Origin of the sequence: Clostridium sp. AM25-23AC, from assembly GCF_003435125.1 — a bacterium.
GTDB classification, from domain to species: Bacteria; Bacillota; Clostridia; order Lachnospirales; family Lachnospiraceae; genus Pilosibacter; species Pilosibacter fragilis.
This window is the reverse complement of sequence record NZ_QWGI01000102.1, coordinates 1-358: the sequence shown is the minus strand read 5'-3', so window position 1 is coordinate 358 and position 358 is coordinate 1. Positions and strand designations below refer to the sequence as shown.

1 protein-coding gene is annotated in these 358 nt (G+C 58.9%); it reads left to right on the top strand.

The features are described from left to right. The coding region (locus tag DW677_RS19040) for a ParB/RepB/Spo0J family partition protein (RefSeq protein ID WP_242992262.1) at positions 1 to 358 on the top strand (358 nt) is incomplete at both ends.

The following is a 358-nucleotide window of genomic DNA, read 5'->3' as shown; positions in this document are numbered from 1 at the left end:
AGGACAAGGGCGTGACCCAGCCCGCTATCGTCCGTCCCCGTGAGGATGGCGGCTATGAGATCGTGTCCGGCCACCGCCGCCAGAAGGCCAGCGAGCTTGCCGGATATGCGGATATGCCCTGTATTGTTCGCAATCTGACGGACGATGAAGCCATCACGCAGATGGTCGAGGACAATCTCAACCAGCGTGAAGAAATCCTCCCCAGTGAGCGGGCCAAAGCCTTGAAAATGCAGCTTGAGGCCATCAAGCACCAGGGCTCCCGCACTTCGGGCCAGATTGACCCGAAGGACGCAGGAAAACGCTCCAACGAAATTGTAGCCGAGCGCAATAAGATGGCGGTCAAGCAGGTGCAGCGGTA